Origin of the sequence: Paenibacillus sonchi (assembly GCF_016772475.1) — a bacterium.
Taxonomy (GTDB): Bacteria; Bacillota; Bacilli; order Paenibacillales; family Paenibacillaceae; genus Paenibacillus_AQ; species Paenibacillus_AQ sonchi.
This window is the reverse complement of record NZ_CP068595.1, coordinates 1,545,871-1,570,274: the sequence shown is the minus strand read 5'-3', so window position 1 is coordinate 1,570,274 and position 24,404 is coordinate 1,545,871. Positions and strand designations below refer to the sequence as shown.

The following is a 24,404-nucleotide window of genomic DNA, read 5'->3' as shown; positions in this document are numbered from 1 at the left end:
CCTGTGATGGAATAGTCCTATTTCTTCGAGTTCAGTCTGCGTAGGATAATTACACTCACAACCGCTACGGCCAAACTGAGCAGAACCAGGTTATACCACGGCTCCGCTGTGTCCGGCAGCTTATCGCCGCCATCCGGTCCTCCAAGCGGAAGCTCATTGTCATTCAGCGGTGTTTCATGGTCTGGCGACGGGGCAGCTTCAGTGCCGGTTCCGGTGCTGCCGGGACCCGGTGAAGCTGAAGGTGCATTGCCCCCGCTGCTGTTGTGGCCTCCGAGCGGAACCGGCGGATCGGTTACAGTAGCCTCTTCAGGACCCGGTGATGCGGCTGCCGAAGGTGAAGCGGACGGTGTGGCGATTGTACCCGGCACCGAGCTGCCTGCTGGTGAGGCCGTTGGACCACTCGGCGGATTCGGTGCATCGCTCGGGTCAGCCGACGGGTTCGGCGTAACGGAAGCCGAAGGAGTAGCGCTCGGATCAGCCGACGGGTTCGGTGTAGTGGAAGCCGAAGGCGTGGCACTAGGCTCAGCCGACGGATTCGGTGTAGTAGAAGCCGAAGGAGTAGCGCTAGGTTCAGCCGATGGTCCGGGCTCACCGGAAGCGGAGAACACAAAGGCTACACTGGCCGTTGTCGCCTGATATTCATTGCCCGCCTCATACGGAAAAGTTACATCCATCTGAATGGCTTCCTGGCCTCCCCCGGCCAGTCTTCCCACAGCCACTCGCCCCTCTGCCTCGCTCATCACTCCGGAATAAAGGATGACTCCCTCTTTTTGCAGGGTCATTTGCAGAATATTGTACAATTCGCGGTCTCCGGACATGAATTTGAAATCTACATAGTAGTTGAACGGTTCATTGCCCTCATTAATCACTGTATAGCCGGAAGTGGTCACATCTCCCGGCTGCATGTTGGCCATCTTAGCCATACTGGTTGTGTGCGAATTCACCGTAAGCTTTATCGTGTCCTCTGCACTTACTCCCCCGGCATGCCAGACTACCCCGGCCAGAACAATCAGAATATACAAGCCTAGTATTGCCTTATGGTATTTTTTCTTCACTTGCCCGCTCCTTTCTCATGGGAAATCAATTCTGACACCGGGGAAATCCGGTACCAGCTCTGCTTTATTCAGTGATTTGCTCAAACCTTGTCGAAAAGAGTGGTTTTTTGAAGGACTACTAAATATAAAATAGAGCGGTTAATAATGAGTTAAGTGAGGACGGGTTATGTATGTTCGTTATAACGAATAACATCAGTATAATCAAATTTCAAGATAAACAAAAACGCTGAAAATCGACTTTAGGGATTATATAGGATCAAATAGTTAACTTAATATGCCTTTATTTATGGATAGCTTCCTATAATTGATTATTTCTCGATATTATAAAGGAAGAATGTATTTTATAAAGAACAAACATAGCATTATTCCGGCGCCGGTTTCACTTCATCTGGAGTATACCCGTTAGCTTTTCAACGATATAGATTGAACTTAAATAATTGACGAAGAGAGCAGTCTCTATTAGCGGGAAAAAGGTTCACTAATCGAACTCATTCGTCTTATGGAGTATCCTATGTTGGAAAAAGTACCACTTAACGAACCCATACGGCTTATGGAGTAACCTATGTTGGAAAAGGGTACCACTAATCGAACCCATTCGGCGTATGGAGTAACCTATGTTGGAAAAAGTACCACAAAACGAACTCATTTGGCGTATGGAGTAACCTATGTTGGAAAAAGTACCACTAATCGAACCCATTCAGCGTATGGAGTATCTTATGTTGGAAAAAGTACCACTAATTCGGCCAAAAGCAGCCGTGTGGGGCCAATTGGCATGAATTAGGTGGACAAAATCCAACTAAAACCGCCAGAAGCCCGGATTTCAGCGAATTAGTTTTACTTTTTCCACTTAGCTTCAGTTTTTGATGAGCTTCATTGCGGCAGCGGGAGAATATTTTGGATTCTTTGAGCTGCCGTGGAGGTGTATGGCTAAAAAACATACCCGGTGATGATCCCACCCTGGTTTTATGCGGGTTAAAGCGTGGTAGGAGAGAGGAAGTTGAATATACAGCCGGACCTGTTTTATTCCACAAAGTGTTTCATTAACTAAACTGTGGCTGTCTGCCCGTTGGGTAATGATGCAAAAAAAGAGATTGCGCAGTCGGCCTGAATGCTTCCCTGACCGGCGCAATCCCTTTCCCTTGTTCCATTCTTACTTTGAATAGATTAGATTAGCTTCCCTTAACCAACTCGGCAACAAGCTCATAGGAATGCAGGCGTGCAGAATGGTCGTAAATCTGCGAGGCGACAATGAATTCGTCAGCCTGTGTTTCTTCCACGATCTGCAAAAGCCTTTCTTTAATGGCCGCTTGATCTCCGGCGATGGAGTACAGCTGCTTGCTGAGCAGCATGGCTTTTTCCTGAGGGGACCACAGTCCCTCCATGCTGTCTACCGGCGGCTGCAGCTTGCCGGTCCGGCCGCGGATAATATTCAGAAACTGCTGCTGCTGCGAGGTGGCCAGCCAGCGGGCCTGCTCAGTTGTTTCGGCAGCCGTGATGCCAAGTCCCACCATGACATGCGGTTTATCGAGCACTGCCGACGGCTTGAAGCTGGTGCGGTACAGGTGTAGGGCAGGCAGCAGATAATCGGGTGCGAAATGGCTGGCAAAAGCGAAGGGCAAACCCAGCTGCCCCGCCAATTGGGCACTGAAGCCACTGGAGCCGAGCAGCCAGATGGGCACATTCAGCCCTTCGCCGGGTACCGCGCGCACGCCGAGCGGACGTGATCCGGCACCGTCCGGATCGAAGTAAGCTCTTAGCTCGCTGAGCTGCTCAGGGAATTCGCTGCCGTCCTGGCCCAGGCCGCGGCGCATGGCCCGGGCCGCTGCCTGGTCAGAGCCGGGAGCCCGGCCCAGCCCGAGGTCGATACGGCCGGGATAAAGAGATTCGAGCGTGCCGAATTGCTCGGCAATCATCAGCGGCGCATGGTTGGAGAGCATGATGCCTCCTGACCCTACGCGGATGCTCTTGGTGCCTGCAGCCACGTGGCTAATCACTAGCGAAGTGGCGGAGCTGGCTATGCCCGGCATATTATGATGCTCCGCGAGCCAGTAGCGGTGATAGCCCCAAGCCTCGGCATGGCGGGCCAGATCCAGCGTGTTATGAAAAGAGTCCGCTGCCGTTCCCCCCTCCACAATGGGGGCCAGATCCAGTACGGAAAACGGAATATCCTGCAGTTTTTTCACCAACAATCCCTCCTGAATGAATATTTCTATGAATAACCAGTATTTGCAGTGCGGAAGTAATCTACCCGGCCATTATAACATGAAATATTATTATTTACACACTTTAAGTAAGCAGATATCTTGGAGAAGGCAGTTTCCTTTAGGTATTATAGGTTGTATGAGAAGAGGGATTCCGATTCCGCAAATCCATAAATCCTCAAGTTCATAAATCCTCAAGTCCATAAATCCGCAAGTCGATGAAGAATGGGTGCCGGTAAGGTTTTCAAAAATGGACAATGCTAACTGCCGGGTTCACTTTCCGGTGGAATCATATAACATCTGGATAGTATAAGCTGGTACAGGATGGGTGTATCTTGACCGTGATTTTCCAATGTAAGCGTTTAAAAAAATCTCTTGTCAAAGTTGTGAACCCTTGTTATAATCGCTGTGAAAAGCTTTTCTAAAACAAAGGAAGTCACCCAAATGAAGCCAACAATCAGAGATGTCGCCAAAATGGCAGAGGTGTCGATCAGCACCGTGTCGCGTGTGATGAATGCACCCCAGACTGTAGTAGAGAGCAAGCGCAGCCGTGTAATCGAAGCCATTGAGAAGCTGAAGTATCAGCCGAATGCTTTTGCCAGGGGGTTGATTTACAAGAAATCCAATACACTGGGACTGCTTATACCTGATATTGAGAACCTTTACTTTGCCGGAGTGATCCGGGGATGCAGGATGCCTGCATTAAGCTGGGCTACAGTCTGATGATCTGCAATACGGACCGCGACAAGGAACGGATGCTAAGCTACATTGACACGTTTCATGAGAAGCAGGTGGATGGGATTGTATATGCCAGTGATGTTCTGTATCCGGAATGTTATGAGAAGCTGACGGGCTGCAGAATCCCTTTTGTACTGGTGTCTTCCCATTCGGAAGAATTCGATGTGCCTTCAGTGGAGGTTGATGATGAGAGAGCGGCATATGACGCCGTGAAGTTCCTGATTGAGCTGGGACATACCGAGATCGGGATGATCGGGTTCAATCATGACAACTCCGTGTCCGGCCCGCCGCGTTATGAAGGATTTGTCAGAGCGCTGAATGAAGCCGGGCTTGAACACAGTATAGAGCAGGTCAAATACGCCAATCACCGCTTTGAGCATGCCTATCAGGCAGCGCATGAGCTGTTTACAGATTATCCGCAAGTGACAGCCCTGTTCTGTGTAGCCGATGAGTTCGCAATGGGAGCCATTTCGTATCTGAAGGACCGCAATATTCTGGTACCGGGTCAGGTATCCGTCATCGGGTTCGACAATCTGCGGATGTCAGGCATGTTCATTCCGAAGCTGACGACTATTGCACAACCCATTTATCAACTGGGTTATCGGGCAGCGGAGAAACTGCATGAACTGCTGACCACCGGGAAGGTTGAAGTTCCCACGGAAAAAATGGAGCATAAGCTGATTGTAAGAGAATCCTCACGGGAAAGATGAGCGCTGCTCATTTTCTAACATTCTGAAAAGCTTTTCAAAGCACTGTGCAACACGCTGGAAAGCTTCATTTAAACAATTCAGCAGCATAAATAACCTCCGGCAGACATCGCCATTAGAATGTTGAAAACGCATACAAGCAATGCCGGATTCTAATTCCCATTCTTTATGAAAAGCTTTACAAGGAGGTGATCCCGCAGGCAAGCGGAGGCAATACCCGGAAGAAGACATAAGGAATGCAGTCTCTAAAACCATATTAAAGGGGATGTATGACGAATGAAAAAGGCTACGGGACGGAAACTGTCACTCGCCATGGTGCTGTGCTTATCCTTCACCATGATGCTTAGCGGATGCGGCGGAAATAATAACACAAACAATGCGGCCAAGACCGATCCGCCAGCGGCTACAGAAGCACCGGCTGCATCTAACAGCCAGGCTTCACCGGAAGCTTCGGAAGCCGCTGCTGCGGGCTCGCCGCTGGATTTGGCCATGAAAGGTGAATATAAAGGCACCAAGGTAACCATGTTCGGACCGTTCGTGGATGCTGACCAGGTGAAGTTTGAGAGCAGCATTAAGGAGTTTGAGGCAAAAACCGGAATCGATATCCAATATGAAGGGTCGAAGGAATTCGAAGCGACGATCAACATCCGCGTTGACGGCGGCAATGCGCCGGACATCGCCGACTTCCCGCAGCCGGGCCTGTTGGCCTCCATTGCCAAAACCGGCAAGGTGGTCGATCTGACCGGGGTACTGGACCAGGAGAAACTCAAAGCGAACTACAACAAAAGCTGGCTGGATATGTCCACCATGGACGGGAAAGACGGCAAGATCATGGCCGGAATCTGGAACCGCAGCAATGTGAAAAGTCTGGTCTGGTATCCAAAGAAGCAATTTGATGATGCCGGCTATACCGTTCCTGAAACCTGGGATGACATGATGGCGTTGACCGAACAAATCGCCAAGGACGGCGACCCGGCCTGGACCATCGGAATTGAGAGCGGTGCGGCAACGGGCTGGGCGGCAACCGACTGGATAGAGAACATTATGCTGCGTACTACTACGCCTGAAAACTATGATAAATGGGTCAAAGGCGAGCTGCCGTTCACCTCGCCTGAAGTAAAGAATGCCGTAGAAGTGATGTCCAAGATCTGGCTCAATAAGGATTACGTCTATGGCGGAACCAAATCGATCGTAACCACAGCTTTCGGGGATGCGCCAAAACCGATGTTCGAGAACCCGCCAAAAGCCTGGTTCAATCTGATGGGGAACTTCATTACCAGCTTCTTCCCGGAAACAGCTAAGGTGGATCAGGATTACGACTGGTTCTATCTGCCGCCGATTGATCCGCAATACGGCAAGCCGGTGCTGGTAGCGGGCGATATCTACGCCATGTTCAATGACCGTCCTGAAGTGCGTGCAGTCATGGAGTTCTTCACCACAGGTGAATCGATCAAAACCTGGGTACAGTCCGGCGGCGTGATTGCCCCAATGAATGATGCTTCCCTGGATTGGTATACCTCCGAATCCGACCGCCGGATGGCGAAGCTGGTGCAGGATGCTTCCACATTGCGCTTCGACGGCTCTGACCTGATGCCGGGCAAAGTGGGTGCGGGCACGTTCTGGAAAGGCATGACCGACTATGTAAGCGGAACGGCCACACTGGATCAGGCGCTGGAGCAGATTCAGTCAGGCTGGAACAATTAAGCCTGGACTTTCTTAAGTCATAGATTTATCTGAAAAGCGGGGCAGTGAGCAGCGAGAATAGCCTGTCCCGCTTTTTGCCTGTCAAAGGCGCGCTGACTGCCCGAATGGACAGTTTGCAAGGCTTACGAAGGGTTTTGCTGCGCAAAACCTAAGCGTATGCGTACGAAAAAAGGTTTTGCGCACAAAACTTAAGCCTATGCTTCCGAAGCCAGTTTTGTACGAAGCGGTTCGGAGGATGCTTAAGCTCACAAAGCTTTTAGGAGGAGTCAATATGGATGCACAAATGAAGCCGAAATCCAGTGACCCCGGTGCACAAGTGAAACAGTCCATCAGCATCAAGGCGGTGCTCCTGTCCCTTGGGGTTCTGCTTGCCAATATCGTAATCAATGGCCTGATTTTTGTGTTTTTCCGGGATTCTACGCTGAACCCGCTGCTGACTGCGGTTCTTGCCGTATTGTGGGGCGTCCTTGGCGTGTATCTGATTTACTATACGCTGACCTGGGCGGCGGAGCGGTATCCTGACCATATCCGCAGGAAGGTGCTGCCGTATATTTTTATCGGGCCGGCGGTAATCATTCTGGGCTGGCTGCTGGTGCTGCCTGCGCTGCGGACGCTGTACCTGAGCTTTTTTAATGCTTCCTCGGAGAAGTTTGTCGGACTCAGCAACTATGCTGCGATCTTCAGCGACCACCTCATGGCGACCGCACTGCGCAACAATCTGCTGTGGGTATTCATCGGAACGCTGGCCTGTGTCTGCTTCGGGCTGCTTATCGCCATTCTGGCCGACCGCAGCAGCTACGAAAAAATCGCCAAGTCGATCATTTTCATGCCTATGGCCATCTCTTTTGTAGCCGCAGGGGTAATTTGGAAATTTGTCTATTATTATCAGCCAGGCGACGAGCAAATCGGACTGCTGAATGCGATTGTGACCTATTTTGGCGGCGAACCGCAGGCTTGGACGAGTATGCTGCAGCCCTGGAATAACTTTTTTCTCATTGTGATTCTGATCTGGATGCAGACAGGGTTTGCAATGGTGATCTTCTCCGCAGCTATCAAAGGGGTTCCCGACGATATTCTGGAGGCCGCGCGTGTGGATGGTGCAGGTGAGGTGAAAATTTTCTTCGGCATTATGATTCCGTTCATTTCCGCAACGATTCTGACGGTTACAACCACTATTATTGTCTTTACATTGAAAATATTTGACGTTGTCATGGTAATGACAGGAGGTCAATACGATACAGAAGTGGTAGCGACACAGTTTTACCGGCAGTTCTTTATGTACCGCAATTTCGGGTACGGTTCAACGCTGGCTATTGTACTCCTGATTGCCGTCTTGCCTGTAATTCTTATTAATCTGCGGCAGTTCCGCAAGCAGGGGGGATTCTAAATGGCCGGCAAAAAGAAAAGAAAAGGCAGCAAAACCATCGTCAATCTCGTGCTGGGCGTCATTTGCTTCATTTGGCTGCTCCCGACGCTGGGCCTCTTTATTTCCTCGTTCCGTCCCGCAGCGGATATTCTGCAGACCGGCTGGTGGAAGGTATTCCCCCATCAGGAGTGGACGCAGGGCGAGACGCTGCAGCTGTCCAAGGATACCGATCTGCGCCAGCCGATTGAGGTGAACGGCCAGACCTACACGGACGACCAGCTGAAGGCGGGCGTGAAGGTGGACGACAGCCGTCTGATGTGGGAGAACCGCAGAGCGCGCACGATTAATGTCCAGGAGCAGGGCTGGAAGACCATTCCTGATTTCACTATGGATAATTACAATAATGTGTTGTCCGGCAAAGAATACAAACTCACGGAAGCTGACGGCAGTGAAACGGTGCAAAAGGGTACGGGGCTGTCGCAGGCCTTCTGGAATACGCTGACGATTGCGGTCCCGGCTACGGTCATTCCGGTGCTGATCGCCTCTTTTGCCGCGTATGCCTTCGCCTGGCTGCGGTTCCCGGGCCGCAAAACCCTGTTCGTTATCATTATCGCTATGCTCGTGATTCCGATTCAAGTCGCATTGATCCCTGTGCTTAAGGACTATACTTCGCTTGGTCTGAACGGAAGCTATCTGGGGATCTGGCTGGCGCATACCGCCTTCGGTTTGCCGCTGGTCACCTACTTCATGTACAACTTTATCAGCCAGCTGCCCAAGGATTTGTTCGAATCCGCTTTTATTGACGGAGCCAGCCATTTTACGATCTTCAGCAGGCTGATTCTGCCGCTGTCTGTGCCCGCCCTGGCCTCCATCGGGATCTTCCAGTTCCTCTGGGTGTGGAATGATTATCTGGTATCGCTGATTTTTATCGGCAACCAGCCTTCGGTGCAGGTCATGTCGATGAAGATCGCCGACCTGGTCGGTTCACGCGGCAACGACTGGCATCTGCTGACCTCCGCAGCTTTTATTTCGATGCTGATGCCGCTGGCGATTTTTTTCCTGCTGCAAAAGTATTTCGTCAGAGGGCTTATGGGCGGTTCGGTGAAGGGCTGACGGTTGGCCGGACCGGTGCGCACGCAATGCCGGTTCCGGTGGCAAATCTATAAAGCGGAGGTCTGGACCGCCCATGCGGGCCGGTCCGGAAGAAGTCCGCGATGAGAAGGAGACTTAGCGATGAAGATGAAGCCCTATGAGCACCCGGCGGCGCTGTATCCCTACCGGGAATGGAGTCTTGACGAAGACTACTATCAGGATGAATATAACCAGAGGAGCGAGAGCGTGTTCGCGCTGGGCAATGGATATATCGGCATGCGCGGCAATTTCGAGGAAGGCTATCACGGCCTTGCGGGAACTGCGGTTGCCGGGAATTATCTGAATGGCTTCTTTGATTCGGAGCCGATTGTATATCCCGAAGGGGCGTACGGGTATCCCGGCCGCAATCAGGCGATGTTGAATGTGACCGATGCCCGGATCATTAAGCTGAGTGTTGAAGGCCATGCCTTCCATCTGAACAGTGGTACGGTACACCGCTACGCGCGCAGGCTGGATATGAAAAGCGGTATTCTCCACCGTGAGGTGGAGTGGGAATCGCCTGCGGGCCACCGGGTGCTCCTGAAGATCCGGCGGATGGTTGCTCTGCAGCATAAGCATCTTGCCGCCATTGAATACCGGGTAACGGCGCTGAATTTTGACGGGACGTTGAAGCTGGATTCCGCCATGGACGGGGAGATCGCCCGGCCGGAGGCCAGCGGTGATCCCCGGTTGGGGGCGGGCCGTACGGAGTCCAGCCTGCTGCTGGAGGACACTGGGGATGAGGGGGCCGGCGGCTTTTTGTGGATGAAGCAGCGGACGCGGCATACAGGGTTCGCGCTGGTGACAGCGATGGGTCATGAGCTGCAGGCGGAGTCCGGGCGTGAGATGAGCCGCGAACGGACAGGGAAACGCGTTTCGGTGTGTTATGCCGCTGCCGTCCGCAGCGGGGAGAGCGTCACGCTGAGCAAATATATTACGTACCATACCTCCAAGGATTATGACGAAGCGGAGCTCCTTAGCCGGAGCGCCTCTGTGCTGGACATGGCGGGAAATGCGGTTTTGCCGGGCTGGCCGCTGAACAGCAGGCCTACCTGGATATTTTCTGGAGCCATACGGATGTAGAGATTGCCGGTGATCCGGCGCTGCAGCAGGGAATCCGCTTCAATGCTTTCCAGCTGCTGCAGTCTGCCGGCCGTGACGGCGTGACGAATATCGGCGCCAAAGGCCTGACCGGCGAAGGGTATGAGGGCCATTATTTCTGGGATACGGAAATGTATATGCTGCCGTTTTTTACCTACACCCAGCCTGCAGTCAGCCGGGCGCTGCTGGAGTTCCGCTATGCCACGCTCGGCAAAGCGCGGGAGCGGGCGGCGGTCATGTCGCAGAAGGGGGCGCTGTACCCCTGGCGCACGATCGACGGCGCGGAGAACTCGGCCTATTTCCCGGCAGGCACAGCCCAGGCGCATATCAATGCCGATATTGCCTATGGCATCAAGCAGTATGTACAGGCGACCGGGGACGTGGAGTTTCTCGCCGCCAAGGGTGCGGAAATGCTGTTCGAAACGTCGCGCTTCTGGGCAGACCTTGGCCATTACAATCCGGCACGTGGCGGAGCCTTCTGTATTGACGCTGTAACCGGGCCCGATGAATATACGGCCATTGTGAACAATAACGCCTATACGAACCTTATGGTGCGGGAGCAGCTTCTGTATGCCTATGAGGCGGCGGACTGGCTCCGCCGCGAATATCCCGGTGATTATGCACGGCTCCAGCATGAGATGGGGCTAAGTGCGGAGGAGGCAGATGGCTGGCTGGAAGCTGCGGAGAAGATGTTTATTCCTTTTGACAAGGCTTTGGGCATTTACGCGCAGGATGATACGTTCCTGAGCAAGCAGAAATGGGATTTCGGGCGGACCCCGGCAGATAAATATCCGCTGCTGCTGCACTATCACCCGCTGGTCATCTACCGCCACCAGGTGTTGAAGCAGGCCGATCTGGTCATGGCCTTGTTCCTGCTCGGCGATCAATTCAGCCTGGCCGATAAAATCCGCAATTATCAGTATTATGAGCCGCTGACGACTCACGATTCTTCCCTGTCGCCGTGCATTCACAGTATTGTCTCCGCCGAAATCGGTGATTTGGCCGGAGCCTACGCCTACTTCGACCGGACGGTACGGATGGATCTGGATGATATCAACCGCAATGCCAAAGACGGGCTGCACATGGCCGCGATGGCAGGCTCCTGGATGTCGATTGTGAACGGCTTCGGCGGCATGCGCCAATATAACGGACAACTGTGCTTTAGCCCGGCGCTGCCGGAGCAGTGGGAGAGCTACCGGTTCAAAATTACGTTCAGCGGACAGCTGCTGGACATCTATGTCGGCCGGGAGGCAGCGGTGTATACGCTGCTTGAAGGGGAGGGGCTAGAGATCCGGCACAAGGAGCAGACGCTGCGCCTGTCTCCGCAGGAGCCGGTGCGGGTTCCGCTGGCGAAGCGGCTGGAAGCGGTGATCTTCGATCTGGACGGCGTGATCACCGACACGGCCGAATATCACTATCTGGCCTGGCAGGCGCTGGCCGATGAGCTGGGCGTGCCCTTCAGCCGGGAGAAGAATGAACGGCTGAAGGGCGTCAGCCGCATGGAGTCGCTGGACATCGTGCTGGAGGACAGCGGCCTGAGCCTCCCGGAAGCCGCGAAGCTGCGGCTGGCGGAGCAGAAGAACGATCATTACAGGGAAATGATCGGACGCATCACCCCGGCGGACCTGCTGCCGGGGGTCCCGGAGCTGCTGGATTCCCTGCGGGAGCGGGGAATCCTGGTGGGGCTGGCCTCGGCGAGCCTGAACGCTCCAGTCATTCTGGAGCGTCTCGGCGCAGCCCATTGGTTCCAGGCGATCGCCGACCCGGCCGGTCTCCGGAAGGGCAAGCCCGATCCGGAGATTTTCCTGCAGGCGGCGGAGCTGCTTGGGGTCACGCCGGGCAACTGCATCGGCGTGGAGGACGCGGCGGCGGGCATCGCCGCGATCAAGGCCGCGGGCATGAAGGCCGTAGGCATCGGAAGCCCGGCGCAGCTGGGCGATGCCGATCTGCTGCTGCCCCGGGCCGCGGAGCTGAGCGCAGAGAAGCTGCTGGAGCTGATCAAGCCATAAACGAAAAACACCCCGCCTACTCTCCATTGCTGGAGAAGAGGCGGGGTGTTTGCATTTAGAACCACGGCATGCGATATCTATTGCAGTTTCTGCAGCAGATATCCCATAAATCGGTCGAAAAGCTCAATCTATATCGTCCGGGAAGCGTCCGGGAAGATCTGCCCCAAATGATGTTTCATGTGCTCCAGATAATCCCCGATCAGCCATTGCAGAGTCACGGTTTCGCCGCTCTCTTGCAGGAAGACAAGCCGGAGCTGCTCTGAAGTGAGGCCGGAAATGACCCGCAGGATAGCCTGGTTAAGGCTGATCCAGAGAGCTAACACTTCCTCTTGGGTGGCGCTGCCGTGGTGCTGGGCGGTCATCCACTCGTTCTGGTCATAAAGGGCAAGACGCAGCGGCTGCGGTTCGTATTGCACTTTGATGAAGCGCGACAGATTGTTCACAGCGGAGTCGCACAGATGTCCAAGCAGCTGGAGCTTGGACCATTTGCCTCCCGGACGCGGAGCTGCCGCTTCTTCAGGAGAAATAGAGATGAACGCCGCAGGAACCTCCTTCAAGAGTGATTGCAGGCCCGAAATTGTGGTCTGTACCATTCGCCTTCACTGCCTTTCGATTTATTTAGAAATGCCGGAACGCCTGGACGCCCGAACGCCCGAACGCCCGAACGCCCGAACGCCCGAACGCCCGGAAAAGGGGGGCGATTTTACATAATGACAGTTGCGCCAGGGGGGAGTTGTATTTCGTACAACTACAATGCAGGGTTTCTTCTTAGTTACTAGTTTAATTGTATTCTGTACAGTTATTTTCTTTGAAAAAACCGATTTGGAGGGAAAAGCTGATCTTTAATTGTACGAAATACACTTATTGCTCATTTTGGAGCTCGTTTGTTCCGAATAATTGTAGAAAGTGCAATTAGCGCAGAGATGTCTCTCCAATTGGGCTGGGTAACTGCAAGGAAAGGAAAAGGAATAAGCGGAGTGGAGGAGCCGCCTGTCTGCGTTGCCGCGCACAGAGCCGCCCGCCTCTGCCGCGACTTCGTGCTGCCGCCATACGCGCAGCACCACGCATTGACCGTACCGCCGGTCGCCCCCGGTCTCCGCGAGTTAAGTCGTAGAGCCTTCCTGCAGCTTCACTGGCAAAATATTCGCAGAGGGGACGCTCGTGCCTTCCACCTGCTTGAGAATCAGCTCTACCGCCAGCCGGCCCATCTCTTCCATCGGCTGCCGGATGGTGGTGATGGACGGATGATTCAGGCTGCACAGTGCGGTGCCGTCATAGCCGACAATCCGCACATCCGCCGGCACGCGCCGCCCGCTCTCGCGGCAGGCCTTCAGCGCATAGGCGGCGATCAGATCACTGCCGGCGAAGATGCCGTCGATCCCGGGATGTTCCCGGAACAGCTGCTCCAGCAGCCGTTCATACGCCAGAACATCAAAGCTGTTATTGTCCGTATGCAGAGAGGTGTGCCATATACCCGCCTGCCGTGCGGTCTCCACAAAAGCCTCATACCTGAGGTTGGATAAGAGATTCAGCTCCGGGTGACCGCCGATATGGGCGAGCTTCCGGCAGCCTTTTTCAATTAATAATGTGGTAGCCAGTTGTCCGCCGGTATAGTTGTCCGAACAGACATAAGGAATAGCCGGGGAGATTTGCCGGTCAAAGGTGACCAGGGGCAGATTCATTTGCCGGTAGGCTTCGACCTCCAGCGTGTGACTGCCCATAATGATGCCGTCGACCCGGCTGGAACGCAGCATATCGATATATTCCAGCTCTTTGATTTTGTCCTGCTGGGAGTTGCAGAGCAGCAGCTTGTACCCGTTCAGGTAGGCATGCTCCTCTATATAGCTGGTTAATTCACTGAAAAAAGGAAGCGAGACAAGGGGGATGATCAGTCCAATAATATTGGATCTGGAACGGCTTAGTGAGCGGGCCAGCTCATTGGGCCTGTAGTTCAGCTCCTCCATCGCGGAATAGACCCTTTGCTTCAGCGCTTCGCTTAAATAACCCCTGTTGTTCAGCACTCTGGATACCGTGGTAGCCGAAACACCGGCTTTGAGTGCTACGTCTTTTATGGTAGGCATAATAAAGCTCTCCTGTCTAAGCGGTTCCTGCAAATTTATTCTATCCCGTCTGACCTGAACTGTCCACAAAGCCGGTTATGGTTATACCTGCTGATAGATGGTCCGGTTAAAGTTGTTCTCCTTATAATTCAGTGAAAATAGCGCCATAAAGAGGGAAGCGGAAGACGGTCAACGAATTAATATATTGTCGAAACTTCCCGTATATTTTATGGCTCATGAGTACAAGGTTTTCACTATTGAGAGTGATGGGGCAGACTTTGAGATAGATGCATGGGGGTATGCTAATGGTTGCAGGGAGATTTTATCTCAAAGTGTTACAAAGCTGGCGGATGCCTCTTCTTCTGGTTGCTATGCTGAGCGCATTCCTGTTTCCGGCGTTGACGGCCAAGGCCGAGGGTCAGCCTCCGCAGAATGTGCTGGTGCTGCATTCCTACCAGAAGGGTTTTGTGTGGACGGATGAGCAAAGCGGCGGCATTGAAGAACGTCTCAAAGGCGCGGAGAATGCCCCGGTGATTTATACGGAGTATATGGACTGGAAACGTTATCCCAGCCAGGAGAATCTCCGGCAATTGTATCAGACGATTAAGCTCAAATATCACAACATCCATGTTGATGCCATTATTACCACGGATGATGCCGCACTCAGCTTCGCTCTGAAATACCGGCAGGAAATCCTGGACGACGCGCCTATTATATTCAGCGGAGTAAATGAACTGGGTGTGGAGAACATCCCGGACAAGCGCAATATAACCGGTGTGATCGAAAAGATCGACCCCACCCGCACCATACAAATGGCACTGCAAATTAATCCTTCCATCCGCAAAGTGTATGTTGTATTTGACAACTCTGAAAGCGGACTCTCTACGGGTAAGCTGGCCATGGACCAGATTGCCTCGCTGAATCAGGGGCTTGAGCTCATTCCCCTAAACCGTCTCTCCAGTGAACAGATTGTTCACACCGTCTCGGGCCTCTCATCAGACAGCATTGTGCTCATGACTACATACTACAGTGATTCTACCGGAAGAATTATCGAATTTGAACGGTTCGCAAGCGAGCTGGGTAAAAGCAGCCGTGTACCGGTCTATCATCTCTATGATTTTGCCCTCAACCACGGGGCCTTCGGCGGAAGCCTGATCAGCGGCAAAATCCAGGGCCAGACCTCAGCGGAACTGGCACTGCGTATTCTGCAGGGGGAACGCGCCGATGAGCTGCCGGTCGTTACGGACAGCACAATGCGGATTGTGTATGACTATAACGAGCTTCGGCATTTTGGGATTCCCCTTAACAAGCTGCCGGAGGGCAGCGAGATAATCAACAAGCCCTTTTCCTTCTACGAAACCTATAGGACGCTGGTGCTGGGCATTAGTGCAGCTTTTGCTGTTCTGGTGGTCTTCATCCTCCTTTTGTTGTTCTATGTGCAGCTGGTGAAACGGATGCGAAGCCGCCTGGAAAAGAGCAATGAGCGTTTCAGTCTGGCAGCCTTTGGCTCGGATGCGGTGATCTGGGATGTGGATATGTCTACGATGATCTACTATTTCTCGGACAGCTGGTACGAGCTGCTGGGCTACGAACGGGGTGAGGTGAATGAAAGCCATGGCGGGTGGAGGGAGATTGTCCATCCGGAGGATGCCGAGCAGGAGGACAGGCTGCGCACACAGCATCTGGAGGGGCGGTCTTCATATTATTATGCCGAGTACCGGATGCGCAGCAAATCGGGGAATACTTATGGTTTCAGGCCCGGGGCAAGGTACTGCGCAGTGCAGGCGGAGGGTATATCCGTTTTGCGGGATCGATGGTGGACGTGACGGACCGCAAGGGTTACGAGAGCAAACTGCAGATCAGCTACCAGGAACTGGAGTCCACCTATGAGGAGCTGACTGCTCTGCAGGATGAGCTTATGGAGCAGTATAACAAGGTTGTGGAGAACCAGGCGCTGCTGCAGGCCAGTGAAGAAAAATACCGGCTGCTGGCCTATAACGACGTTCTTAGCGGTCTGCCGAACCGGTTGTCGCTGTCCGAGGAGCTGACGGATTTTATTGATAAGCATCCGGGCGGGCAGGCCGCACTCTTTTTCCTGGATATCGATAACTTCAAATACATTAATGACACGATGGGCCATACCTTTGGCGATGAACTGCTGGTGAAGGCTGGTGAACGGCTGCTGGAGCTGTCAGACGGGCGGTGCAGGCATTTCCGTTTTGGAGGGGATGAATTTGTCATTCTGATTAAGGAGGTGGACGGATATGCTGAGGTAATTTACTATGCGGAGTCTCTGGTGCAGGGCTTCAGTGCGCCTTTTGAGCTTGATGCCAGCAGTGTACATATCTCGATTAGTATCGGAATCGCCAGTTATCCGGAGAACGGGACTGATGCCGGGGAATTGCTGAAAAATGCTGATATTGCGATGTATAAGGCGAAGGAGGCGGGGAAAGGCACCTATGTCATCTATGGAGAAGAGATGCAGCAGCATTTTGATGAACGGATGATTGTTGAACATCATTTACGGAATGCGATTGCAAACAATGAGTTATCGCTGCAATATCAGCCGCTGGTGGATACCGGCACAGGCCGGATTTGGGGCTTTGAGGCCCTGATCCGCTGGAACAGCCCGGTGCTTGGCGTTGTGTCTCCGCTGTCGTTCATCACCATCGCCGAGGATTGCCGCCTGATTGTTCCGATTGGGGAATGGGTGCTGCGCAAGGCCTGCCGTTTCATGAGGGAGTTGCAGGCACAGGGATACGAAGGCTATCACATTTCGGTGAATATATCAGTGGTCCAATTGATGCTTGATGACTTCACGGATATGGTGCTGGCTGTACTGGAGGATACCGGACTTGCGCCGGAGTATCTGGAGCTGGAGATTACTGAGTCGATTTTTATGGAATCCTTCGAGGCGATCAGCTCTAAGCTGGAACCCCTCAAACAGAGAGGAATCGGTATTGCGCTTGACGATTTCGGGACAGGCTACTCTTCGCTAAGCTATCTGAAGCAGCTGCCAATTACCACGCTGAAGATCGATAAATCCTTTATCGACAGCATTGACACCCCGAACAACATGTCGCTGGCCAGCTCCATTGTCACCATTGGCCATGACATGGGGCTGAACGTAACCGCCGAAGGTGTAGAGACGCGGGAACAACTGGAATTTCTGGAGCGGACAAGCTGTGACAAGATCCAAGGCTACTTCATTAGCCGACCGATCCCGGAAAAAGAAGTGGCCGGCTGGATTTCCGGCAGACCAGCGGGCTGAGCTGGAGTTTAGTTTGGGGCTGGGGCGAAATGAGAGGTAACAATACCTCTGACCCAGCGCAAATTGAGCGTTGGCAAAACAACGGCAAAAATGCCGTTGTTAAAGCATCGCGGGCCGGCGTGCACCAAAACAACGGCAGAAAATACCGTTGTTGGAGCATTGTAGGCCGGCTTGCCCCGAAACAACGGCAAAAATACCGTTGTTGAAGCACCGCAGGCCGGTTTGCCCCGAAACAACGGCAAAAATACCGTTGTTAGAGCGCCGCAGGCCCGATGGCTCTGTGATTGTAGCGTGCGGAATGGTACAGAAGCAATTTTACGGTGCAGCAGCCTCCACTTCGATTTCAATGAGCAGATCGGGGTCGATCAGCGCTTTTACCTCAACCATGGTCGCAACCGGCTGGATCTCCTTGAAAAACTCCCCATGGGCTTTTCCGAATTCCTCCCATTTGGAGATGTCCGTAACGAACATTCTGGTTCTGACAACATTGTCCAGGCCGGCGCCCAGTTCCCCAAGTGCCTTTTCGATCATTTGCAGAATAAACCGGGTTTGCTCATAAGGGCTTCCCTTGCCGAAAACTTTCCCGTCCTTCATCGCTGTTGTTCCGGCCACTTCAATCCGGTCTCCGATGCGGATGGCCCGGCAGTATCCCACGGTTGACTCCCAAGGGGAGCCTGTAAACACCTGTTTCCGCTCCACACAAATCCTCTCCATTCTAAGCAAGTTTATGCAGTTGAATCGTAACCGGCTGCTATTTCAGCAGCCTCCGCGCCAGCTTGACTTTATTGCCGTATGGCGGGTAGACAATCCCGAAGTCAATTCGGGTGCTCCGCTTCACGATGCTTTTCCGATGGGAAAAAACATCAAAGCTGTGCCTGCCGTGATACCCGCCAATCCCGGAGCCGCCGACGCCGCCGAATGGCAGATGGGTGCTGGCGACATGGGTGATGGTATCATTGACACAGCCGCCGCCGAACGAAACACGGCCCAGCACCTCTTGCTCCACCTGCTTATCCTCTGTGAACAAGTAGAGGGCCAGCGGTTTGGGGTGCGCATTCACCGATTGAATGGCCTCTTCCAGGCGGCTGTATTCCATAATGGGCAGGACAGGTCCAAAGATCTCATCCGCCATGGAAGCGTCGCTCCAGGCAGCCGGGTGAATCAGGGTTGGCTCAATGTACAGATCCTCCGCCAGAACGCTGCCGCCCAGAATAATCTTGGCCTGATCCTTCTCTAACATTCCGCGAATCCGCTGCAGCTGCCGTTCATTGACGATCCGGCCGTAATCCGGGCTGCGCTGACTATCGCTGCCGTAAAAAACAGTAACATAATGTTTGATCCGGCGGATCAGTTCTGCCGCAACTGAGCTGTGGACCAGCAAATAATCCGGGGCAATGCAGGTCTGCCCGGCGTTGATCAGTTTGCCCCAGACGATCCGCTTGGCCGCAGCCTCCAGATCGGCCGTCTTGTCGACGATTACCGGGCTTTTGCCGCCGAGCTCCAGCGTGACCGGCACCAGATTTTTGGCGGCGGCTTCCATCACAATTTTGCCGACAGGGACACTTCCCGTAAAGAAAATGTAGTCGAACTTGGCATGGATCAGCAGAGTGGTCATCTCTTTCTCGCCTTGAACCACACGGATATACGATGGTTCGAAGGTCTCCCTAATCATGTCTTCTATGACTCCCGAAACGGCCGGTGTACTCTCGGAAGGCTTCAGAACGGCACAATTGCCGGCAGCTATGGCACCGATCAGCGGTTCAATCAGCAGTTGGAACGGATAATTGAAGGGCCCGATAACCAGTACAGTTCCGTAGGGCTCGCTGAGAATCAGGCTTTTGGCCGGAAACATATGCAGCGGTGACTTCACCTTGACAGGCTTCGCCCAGCGCTTCAGATGCTTCATCATGTACCCGATGCTATCGAGTGTGAAGCCGATTTCTGTAGCATAGGCTTCGAACTCGCTTTTGCGCAGGTCCTTTTTCAGAGCGGTAATCAACTGTGTTTCGCAGCGTTTGATGGCATTCTTCAGCTTCTGCAGCTGCTCCAGCCGGAAGGCAACAGCCCTTGTAGCTCCGGTGTGGAAAAATTCACGGGTTTCCTCTAGCATTTGTTCTACGTTCTGTGATGTTGCTTCGAGCATTCTCTACCCTTCCTCCATAATCTGTCATCTGTTGGTGCACAAACTTCAGCTCTTGCCCCCGGAATCCGCTTCGTCACTGTGAATGAAATCCCTCATCTGATCCACTTCCAGCAGGGTGATTTCCCTCCCCTTGAAAAGAATCCAGCCCTGGTCGCGCAGATTCCCCATTTCACGGGAAAGCGAGGGCCGTGCCGTATTTAAATGCTCTGCCCATTCCTTTCTGCTGAAAGGAAGCCGGACAAGAGCGGAGGACTGCAGCTCCGACTGCTCCAGCAGAAAATCGACAATCCGCCGCCGCAGCGGTCCGGCTGAGAGGATTTCAATCTTCCGGTTGACCAGCACCAGCCGCTCGGACAGATTCTCAATAAAACGGGTCAGCAGCTCTGTATCTGCCGAAAACATCCGCAGCAGCTCCTGCTTGCCGATGAACATAACGGTGCAGGGATCAGAGGCGGTAACCGTGGCGGGCACACTGTTGTTTCTGCGGAACAGCACGGCTTCGCCAATGGTCTGGCCTTGATTCAGATGGGCAATGGTTACACCGCTGCCCGTGGGGTGGTTCTTCTGTACTTCCACCCGTCCCGAGAGCACGATACCGAGGCGGTCCGCCTTGTCGCCTTCCGCGAGGATTACTGTTTTTCTCGGATACTCGCTGACGGTGTAGATCATCTTTTGCAGCAGAGATTCAATCTCTTCCACAGACCGTCCCCGGAACAGCAGACAGGCCTGCAGCACGGCAGGGTCAGGTTTCATAGATTTCCTCCAGAATCGTGAGTATTCGGTAACATCCGTTACCGATTGTTCGACGAAAGTCTACTACAATTACTGGTAACTGTAAAGGCGGGACGAAGAGCGGCCCGTCCAGTATCCAAAAACCTAAAAGGAGTGAACGGGAAATGAGTGAAATGTTCTGTTTTCAATGTCAGGAGGCGGCGAAGGGATCAGGCTGCACCATCCAGGGAGTCTGCGGCAAAACCAGCGAGGTGGCGAATCTCCAGGATCTGCTGCTGTATACGCTAAAAGGCATTTCAATCTTTGCACAGCGGGGCCGCGGGCTTGGCATCACTGATCCGGCCACGGAGAAATTTATCACCGGGAGCATGTTCGCGACCATCACCAATGCAAACTTCACCCCGGAGCATTTCACAGCACGCATCAGGGAAGGACTTGCACTTCGTGACCAGTGGAGAAACCGGCTGGACTCAGCAGGGGCAGAGGCGGCTCTTTCCGGTCATGATGCAGCCCTATGGACGGCCGGTACGGACGAAGACCTGCTGCTGAAAGCACAAGAGGTAGGTGTTCTTGCCACAGAACATGAGGATATCCGTTCGCTGCGCGAGCTGCTGACCTATGGGCTCAAAGGGATGGCAGCTTACATGGAGCATGCGGCGGTGCTGGGTTATGTTGAGCCTGATGCTCAGGCTTTTATGGAAAAAGGCTTGGCGTCAGTGCTGGATGACACGCTTAGCGGCGATGAGCTGACTGCACTGGTGCTGGAATGCGGGAAAATGGGCGTAGCGGTCATGGCGCTGCTGGACCGGGCGAATACATCGACTTACGGCAACCCGGAAATCACCAAAGTGAACATCGGTGTGGGAACCCGTCCGGGGATTCTAATCAGCGGGCATGACCTGAAGGATATGGAGTCGCTGCTCAAGCAGACGGAAGGGACCGGAGTGGATGTGTACACACACAGCGAGATGCTGCCGGCCCACTATTATCCTGCATTCAAAAAGTACAGCCATTTCGTAGGCAATTACGGCAACGCCTGGTGGAAGCAAAATGAGGAATTCGCGAGCTTTAACGGTCCGATTCTGATGACTACGAACTGCATTGTACCACCTAAAGACAGCTATATTAACCGTCTGTACACCACCGGCCATACAGGTTTCCCTGGGGTTCAGCATATTGCAGCCGGTGAGAACGAGGAGAAGGATTTCACCGCGATCATCGAGCAGGCCAAGAACTGTGAACCGCCAACCGAACTGGAGACTGGAGAAATTGTCGGCGGCTTCGCCCATGCTGCGGTAATGAGTGTGGCCGATCAGGTGGTAGAGGCTGTGCAGAGCGGCGCGATCAAGCAGTTCTTTGTGATGGCAGGCTGCGACGGCCGGATGAAGAGCCGGAATTACTATACAGATTTCGCTGCCGAGCTGCCGGGAGATACCGTCATTCTGACGGCGGGCTGTGCAAAATATAAATACAACAAGCTGGCGCTTGGTGAGATCGGCGGGATTCCCCGCGTACTGGATGCCGGACAATGCAACGATTCCTATTCCCTGGTAGTAATCGCAATGAAGCTGAAAGAAGTATTCGGGCTGGCTGACATCAACGATCTGCCGATTGCCTACAATATTGCCTGGTACGAGCAGAAGGCGGTCATTGTACTGCTGGCGCTCCTGCATCTGGGCGTCAAGAATATCCATCTCGGCCCGACGCTTCCGGCCTTCCTCTCCCCGAATGTAGCCAAAGTGCTGGTAGACACCTTCGGAATTAGCGGCATTACAACTGTAAAAGAGGACATGGAGCATTTCATCGCTGCGGTATAACAAGATAGGTTAAAATGAAGCCGGACGCTGCCCCCTAAAGGGCTGTGTTCGGCTTATTGGCGTCTAAGATTGATAGGCTCCACACTCAAAGAATTGAGGCCTAAAAATAGTCCCTGCTGCAAGCCCCGCACCATTGCGTCTAGCCTGCTCAACCAAGGGGATTTCTCGGTTTGATTCCGGCCAGTGATTGAGCCGAGACCGGTAAAGGGTTTGTAAAATAGAGGGAATTGGGTTACAATGTCGAACCACAACGACTATTGCGCTGTACAGGCGCAGCTGGCTAAGCAACGGGTGGAGGTTTGGGGATGGCAACGATATTGGTAGTGGAGGATGAGAAGCCGATCAGCGATCTGATTACGATGAATCTAAAGCTGGTTGGCCATCGGTTTTTTAAAGCTTTTGACGGGGAGCAGATGCAGCAGATTCTGGAGCAGGAGAAAATCGATCTTATTTTGCTGGATGTGATGCTGCCGGTTATGGATGGGTTTGAATGGATGAGGCGGCGCCGTCATCCGGGTGTTCCGGTTATTTTTATTACCGCCAAAGATTCTTTAGCTGATCGCATCACCGGCTTTGAGCTGGGCGCAGACGATTATATTATTAAGCCGTTTGAAATTTTGGAGCTGCTGGCCCGGATTAATGTCGTTTTGCGCCGCAGCGTCAAGGAAGAAGAAGGGTTTCTGGCCGGGGATGTTGAGGTGCATCTGCAGGCGCGGAAGATCTATAAGAGCGGGCAGCTTGTCGAACTGACGGCGAGAGAATTTGAGTTGCTGGAGGTTCTGATTCAGAACCGGAATATTGCCTTGTCCCGGGAAAAACTGCTGGAACTGGCCTGGGGTTATGAATTTGAAGGAGATACCCGGACAGTGGATGTGCATATCCGGCAGCTTCGCAAAAAACTGGGCTGGGAAGAACGGATCAACACGGTGTACAAGCTGGGTTACCGTCTGGAAGCGGAGAGGTGAGCGATGAGATTCTGGCAGAAAACGCTGGTGCTGATGCTCGTCTTGTTCGTTGTGGTGCTGGATGTGAGCGTCATTATGATTATGAACAAAAGCTGGCGGCTGAATATGGGAAGGGAACAGCAGCGGGCGGCAAGTGATCAGGCCCTGATTGCCAACAATATCTATGAAAATCTAAATTCCATAAAATCACGGGGGATGCGGATTAACGATACGATTCTGCTGGATGTTGCCCGTTCCTATGGGGAGTATTACCGGGAGCGGGGCATTTCACTGGAATTGTCGAATCAGGGTACTCCCATCTATGCCGGGCCATCGGAGCCGTCCGCCCGCTATATCAGCGTAACGAATGAGCTGCCGGCGCCTTATGGGCATTTGCAGCTAACCTACCGGCGGGATATTGAAGCGCTGTATGCCGGCCAGGATGAGTTGAACCGGTATTTTGTCTATATCAACTGCATCTCTATTCCTGTTCTTGCTGCGCTCATGTATGTACTGATCCGCAAGCTGACGAAACCTCTGCAATCATTGGCGGACAGCACCAAAAATATTGCCGAAGGAAATTACGGCAAACGGGTGCAGCTTAAGAACAGGGATGAATTCGGGGAGCTGGCGCGGCATTTCAACCGCATGGCAGATGCTGTGGAAAAGCAGGTTACGGACCTCTCCGCCATGGCTGAGGAGAAGCAGCGGATGGTGGACAACCTGGCTCATGAACTGAGAACGCCGCTGACCAGCTTGCAGGGATTCGCCCAGTATTTGAATGCGGCCCATATCGACGAAGAAGAGCGGATAACAGCGAGCGGTTATCTCTGGAGCGAGACGCTGCGTCTGAAGAATCTGGTCTTCAAGCTGCTGGATTTATCCGTTCTCAGCCATCAGCCGGTGGAACGGAACCGGATACCGGTTATGGAGCTGTTCGAATCCGTGCGCCGGATGGAACAGGCCAATCTGGATGCAGCGGGGATTGAGCTAATTCTGGAAGCGGATATTCCTGCGGTATGGGGTGACCGGGAGCTGCTCGAATCGTTCCTGGTGAATTGCCTGGAGAACTCGATCCATGCCTCAACTCCAGGTTCGGAGATCAGGCTGGCTGCGTATGAACAGGATGCTGCGGCTGTTCTGGAAGTATCAGATTCCGGCAGAGGCATGAGTGCCGGACATCTGGAGCGGGTATTCGAGCCGTTCTACCGGGTGGATCATGCCCGGTCAAGAGAACATGGCGGGGCAGGACTCGGTTTGGCCCTGTGCCGCCAGATTGCAGAGGCGCATCAGGCACAGCTGTCTCTAAGTTCAGAGGAGCAGAAGGGGACGACTATAAAGCTTATTTTACAACTCCATAACAACGGGCTTCTTACTTGATAACATCTTTATCTTACAGTAAGGCTAAGACAAGCCCACTTACAC

Annotated in this window: 20 protein-coding genes; 12 read left to right on the top strand and 8 right to left on the bottom strand. The window is 53.3% G+C overall.

All coding sequences use genetic code 11. The features are described from left to right. Nucleotides 1-17: 17 nt before the first annotated feature. Nucleotides 18-1,055, bottom strand: coding sequence for a hypothetical protein (locus JI735_RS07170; protein WP_202677247.1), 1,038 nt, complete (start codon nucleotides 1,053-1,055; stop codon nucleotides 18-20). Between the two features lie 1,169 nt (nucleotides 1,056-2,224). Then, nucleotides 2,225-3,238: an LLM class flavin-dependent oxidoreductase gene (locus JI735_RS07165; protein WP_202677246.1), complete on the bottom strand. Its 1,014-nt coding sequence runs from the start codon at nucleotides 3,236-3,238 to the stop codon at nucleotides 2,225-2,227. Nucleotides 3,239-3,700: 462 nt separating this feature from the next. Here JI735_RS07165 and JI735_RS35425 point away from each other — a divergent pair, with 462 nt between their 5' ends. Both JI735_RS35425 and JI735_RS07160 read left to right on the top strand, forming a co-directional pair. Then, nucleotides 3,701-3,979, top strand: coding sequence for a LacI family DNA-binding transcriptional regulator (locus tag JI735_RS35425; RefSeq protein WP_233476297.1), 279 nt, complete (start codon nucleotides 3,701-3,703; stop codon nucleotides 3,977-3,979). Beyond that, nucleotides 3,943-4,704, top strand: coding sequence for a substrate-binding domain-containing protein (locus tag JI735_RS07160; protein ID WP_233476296.1), 762 nt, complete (start codon nucleotides 3,943-3,945; stop codon nucleotides 4,702-4,704). Before JI735_RS35425 ends, JI735_RS07160 begins: the two co-directional genes overlap by 37 nt. Here JI735_RS07160 and JI735_RS35420 read toward each other — a convergent pair. Beyond that, nucleotides 4,690-4,932 (bottom strand): hypothetical protein, encoded by a 243-nt coding sequence (locus JI735_RS35420; RefSeq protein WP_233476295.1) that lies wholly within the window; start codon nucleotides 4,930-4,932, stop codon nucleotides 4,690-4,692. The genes JI735_RS07160 and JI735_RS35420 overlap by 15 nt on opposite strands. Nucleotides 4,933-4,977: 45 nt before the next feature. On the opposite strand from JI735_RS35420, the gene JI735_RS07155 reads away from it, so the two are divergent. From JI735_RS07155 to pgmB, 5 genes are all read left to right on the top strand, one after another. Next, on the top strand, nucleotides 4,978-6,405 hold the full coding sequence (locus JI735_RS07155) for an ABC transporter substrate-binding protein (RefSeq protein WP_202677245.1): 1,428 nt from the start codon (nucleotides 4,978-4,980) through the stop codon (nucleotides 6,403-6,405). A gap of 271 nt (nucleotides 6,406-6,676) precedes the next feature. Further along, nucleotides 6,677-7,792, top strand: coding sequence for a carbohydrate ABC transporter permease (locus tag JI735_RS07150; RefSeq protein ID WP_233185153.1), 1,116 nt, complete (start codon nucleotides 6,677-6,679; stop codon nucleotides 7,790-7,792). Further along, nucleotides 7,793-8,884 (top strand): carbohydrate ABC transporter permease, encoded by a 1,092-nt coding sequence (locus JI735_RS07145; protein WP_020425922.1) that lies wholly within the window; start codon nucleotides 7,793-7,795, stop codon nucleotides 8,882-8,884. A 120-nt stretch (nucleotides 8,885-9,004) separates the two neighbouring features. Beyond that, entirely contained in the window at nucleotides 9,005-9,985 is a 981-nt protein-coding gene (locus tag JI735_RS35415; RefSeq protein ID WP_233476294.1) for a glycoside hydrolase family 65 protein, read from the top strand. 80 nt (nucleotides 9,986-10,065) lie between these two features. After that, nucleotides 10,066-12,012 (top strand): beta-phosphoglucomutase, encoded by a 1,947-nt coding sequence (pgmB, locus tag JI735_RS35410; protein WP_233476293.1) that lies wholly within the window; start codon nucleotides 10,066-10,068, stop codon nucleotides 12,010-12,012. Between the two features lie 128 nt (nucleotides 12,013-12,140). On the opposite strand, the gene JI735_RS07135 is transcribed toward pgmB, so the two are convergent. Further along, nucleotides 12,141-12,605 carry a DinB family protein gene (locus tag JI735_RS07135; RefSeq protein WP_039833464.1) on the bottom strand — a complete coding sequence of 155 codons (465 nt, stop codon included), beginning with the start codon at nucleotides 12,603-12,605 and terminating at the stop codon, nucleotides 12,141-12,143. Nucleotides 12,606-13,115: 510 nt separating this feature from the next. Then, the gene (locus tag JI735_RS07130) at nucleotides 13,116-14,093 is read right to left on the bottom strand and encodes a LacI family DNA-binding transcriptional regulator (RefSeq protein ID WP_039833465.1); all 978 of its coding nucleotides are present in this window, start codon (nucleotides 14,091-14,093) and stop codon (nucleotides 13,116-13,118) included. 311 nt (nucleotides 14,094-14,404) lie between these two features. Between JI735_RS07130 and JI735_RS07125 the strand changes: the two genes are divergently transcribed. Next, on the top strand, nucleotides 14,405-15,898 hold the full coding sequence (locus JI735_RS07125; RefSeq protein ID WP_233476292.1) for an ABC transporter substrate binding protein: 1,494 nt from the start codon (nucleotides 14,405-14,407) through the stop codon (nucleotides 15,896-15,898). Then, on the top strand, nucleotides 15,895-17,343 hold the full coding sequence (locus tag JI735_RS07120; RefSeq protein ID WP_233476291.1) for a putative bifunctional diguanylate cyclase/phosphodiesterase: 1,449 nt from the start codon (nucleotides 15,895-15,897) through the stop codon (nucleotides 17,341-17,343). Before JI735_RS07125 ends, JI735_RS07120 begins: the two co-directional genes overlap by 4 nt. A 315-nt stretch (nucleotides 17,344-17,658) precedes the next feature. Here JI735_RS07120 and JI735_RS07110 read toward each other — a convergent pair whose 3' ends face one another. Genes JI735_RS07110 through JI735_RS07100 form a run of 3 tightly spaced genes read right to left on the bottom strand, consistent with a single transcriptional unit; the run spans nucleotide 17,659 to nucleotide 20,239 of the window. Then, complete coding sequence (locus tag JI735_RS07110; RefSeq protein ID WP_083886431.1) at nucleotides 17,659-18,042, bottom strand: RidA family protein; 384 nt, start codon at nucleotides 18,040-18,042, stop codon at nucleotides 17,659-17,661. A gap of 52 nt (nucleotides 18,043-18,094) precedes the next feature. After that, nucleotides 18,095-19,486, bottom strand: coding sequence for an aldehyde dehydrogenase (locus JI735_RS07105; RefSeq protein ID WP_202677237.1), 1,392 nt, complete (start codon nucleotides 19,484-19,486; stop codon nucleotides 18,095-18,097). A gap of 45 nt (nucleotides 19,487-19,531) precedes the next feature. Then, nucleotides 19,532-20,239 carry a Crp/Fnr family transcriptional regulator gene (locus JI735_RS07100; RefSeq protein WP_039833472.1) on the bottom strand — a complete coding sequence of 236 codons (708 nt, stop codon included), beginning with the start codon at nucleotides 20,237-20,239 and terminating at the stop codon, nucleotides 19,532-19,534. Nucleotides 20,240-20,382: 143 nt separating this feature from the next. Here JI735_RS07100 and hcp point away from each other — a divergent pair, with 143 nt between their 5' ends. The 3 genes from hcp to JI735_RS07085 all read left to right on the top strand — a co-directional run bounded on the left by hcp (nucleotide 20,383) and on the right by JI735_RS07085 (nucleotide 24,359). Then, complete coding sequence (gene hcp / locus JI735_RS07095; RefSeq protein WP_083886433.1) at nucleotides 20,383-22,035, top strand: hydroxylamine reductase; 1,653 nt, start codon at nucleotides 20,383-20,385, stop codon at nucleotides 22,033-22,035. Nucleotides 22,036-22,340: 305 nt separating this feature from the next. Next, entirely contained in the window at nucleotides 22,341-23,000 is a 660-nt protein-coding gene (locus JI735_RS07090; RefSeq protein WP_039833473.1) for a response regulator transcription factor, read from the top strand. A 3-nt stretch (nucleotides 23,001-23,003) separates the two neighbouring features. Then, on the top strand, nucleotides 23,004-24,359 hold the full coding sequence (locus JI735_RS07085) for a sensor histidine kinase (RefSeq protein WP_039833474.1): 1,356 nt from the start codon (nucleotides 23,004-23,006) through the stop codon (nucleotides 24,357-24,359). Nucleotides 24,360-24,404: the final 45 nt, after the last annotated feature.

Excerpts from the sequence above, each read along its gene's own strand:
- JI735_RS35425 (WP_233476297.1), top strand. The coding sequence starts at position 3,701 with ATGAAGCCAACAATCAGAGATGTCGCCAAAATGGCAGAGGTGTCGATC.
- JI735_RS07160 (WP_233476296.1), top strand. The coding sequence starts at position 3,943 with ATGCAGGATGCCTGCATTAAGCTGGGCTACAGTCTGATGATCTGCAAT.
- JI735_RS35420 (WP_233476295.1), bottom strand. The coding sequence starts at position 4,932 with ATGTCTTCTTCCGGGTATTGCCTCCGCTTGCCTGCGGGATCACCTCCT.
- JI735_RS07155 (WP_202677245.1), top strand. The coding sequence starts at position 4,978 with ATGAAAAAGGCTACGGGACGGAAACTGTCACTCGCCATGGTGCTGTGC.
- JI735_RS07150 (WP_233185153.1), top strand. The coding sequence starts at position 6,677 with ATGGATGCACAAATGAAGCCGAAATCCAGTGACCCCGGTGCACAAGTG.
- JI735_RS07145 (WP_020425922.1), top strand. The coding sequence starts at position 7,793 with ATGGCCGGCAAAAAGAAAAGAAAAGGCAGCAAAACCATCGTCAATCTC.
- JI735_RS35415 (WP_233476294.1), top strand. The coding sequence starts at position 9,005 with ATGAAGATGAAGCCCTATGAGCACCCGGCGGCGCTGTATCCCTACCGG.
- JI735_RS07135 (WP_039833464.1), bottom strand. The coding sequence starts at position 12,605 with ATGGTACAGACCACAATTTCGGGCCTGCAATCACTCTTGAAGGAGGTT.
- JI735_RS07130 (WP_039833465.1), bottom strand. The coding sequence starts at position 14,093 with ATGCCTACCATAAAAGACGTAGCACTCAAAGCCGGTGTTTCGGCTACC.
- JI735_RS07105 (WP_202677237.1), bottom strand. The coding sequence starts at position 19,486 with ATGCTCGAAGCAACATCACAGAACGTAGAACAAATGCTAGAGGAAACC.
- JI735_RS07100 (WP_039833472.1), bottom strand. The coding sequence starts at position 20,239 with ATGAAACCTGACCCTGCCGTGCTGCAGGCCTGTCTGCTGTTCCGGGGA.
- hcp (WP_083886433.1), top strand. The coding sequence starts at position 20,383 with ATGAGTGAAATGTTCTGTTTTCAATGTCAGGAGGCGGCGAAGGGATCA.
- JI735_RS07090 (WP_039833473.1), top strand. The coding sequence starts at position 22,341 with ATGGCAACGATATTGGTAGTGGAGGATGAGAAGCCGATCAGCGATCTG.
- JI735_RS07085 (WP_039833474.1), top strand. The coding sequence starts at position 23,004 with ATGAGATTCTGGCAGAAAACGCTGGTGCTGATGCTCGTCTTGTTCGTT.